We start from the raw sequence: 1,068 nt of genomic DNA on the forward strand, positions 1-1,068 counted from the left end.
CGTAGCCGCCCAAGGCGAAGAACAGGCCGTGACCCAGCGACAGCAGGCCGGCATAGCCCCAGACCAGGTCCAGGGCCAGGGCGACGATGGCGTAGCAGAGGATCTTGCCGACCAGGGTCAGGGTGTAGGCCGATACCTGTAGCACGTGATCCGCCGGCAGCAGGGACAGCAGCGGCAGGGCCAGCAACAACAGGACGACGATGGCGCCGATGGCGCCGATGGCCAGGGTCAGGCATGGCCCGGCCTTTTGCGTAGAGGTGACAAGCAGTGGCTGGTTCATCAGTCGATTACCCGTCCCTTGAGGGCGAACAGGCCTTGCGGGCGCTTCTGGATGAACAGAATGATCAACGCAAGGATGAGGATCTTGCCGAGCACGGCACCGATCTGCGGCTCCAGCAATTTGTTGGCGATGCCAAGGCCGAATGCGGCCCAGAGGCTCCCGGCCAGTTGCCCGACGCCACCCAGCACCACCACCAGGAACGAGTCGATGATGTAGCTCTGGCCCAGGTCCGGGCCGACGTTGCCGACCTGGCTCAGTGCCACGCCGCCGAGCCCGGCGATGCCAGAGCCCAAGCCGAAGGCGAGCATGTCGACGCGCCCGGTGGACACGCCGCAGCAGGCGGCCATGTTGCGGTTCTGGGTGACCGCGCGCACGTTCAGGCCCAGCCGCGTACGGTTGAGCAGCAGCCAGGTGAGCAGCACCACGGCGAGGGCGAAGCCGATGATGACCAGGCGGTTGTAGGGCAGTACCAGGTTAGGCAGCAGCTGGATACCGCCCGACAGCCACGCCGGGTTGCTGACCTCGACGTTTTGCGCGCCGAACAGCAGGCGGATGGCCTGAATCAGGATCAGGCTGATGCCCCAGGTGGCCAGCAAGGTTTCCAATGGGCGGCCGTAAAGGTGGCGAATGACCGTGCGCTCCAGCGCCATGCCCACGCCGGCACTGACCGCGAAGGCTACCGGCAGGGCAATCAGCGGGTAGAACTCGATAGCGCCCGGGGCGTAGCGCTGCACCAGCACCTGGACCATGTAGGTGCTGTAGGCGCCGAGCATCAGCATCTCGCCGTG

Annotated in this window: 2 protein-coding genes; both read right to left on the reverse strand. The window is 65.9% G+C overall.

Annotated elements, in window-relative coordinates; genetic code table 11:
• A partial coding sequence (locus tag C4K88_RS18175; RefSeq protein WP_438502361.1) for an ABC transporter permease subunit occupies positions 1–280 on the reverse strand: 280 nt, incomplete at its 3' end.
• Positions 280–1,068, reverse strand: a 789-nt coding sequence (gene urtB, locus C4K88_RS18180) for an urea ABC transporter permease subunit UrtB (protein WP_104122826.1), incomplete at its 5' end; no start/stop codon positions are given. The genes C4K88_RS18175 and urtB, both read right to left, overlap by 1 nt.

It is taken from the genome of Arthrobacter pityocampae (assembly GCF_002927275.1).
GTDB lineage: Bacteria > Actinomycetota > Actinomycetes > Actinomycetales > Micrococcaceae > Arthrobacter_D > Arthrobacter_D pityocampae.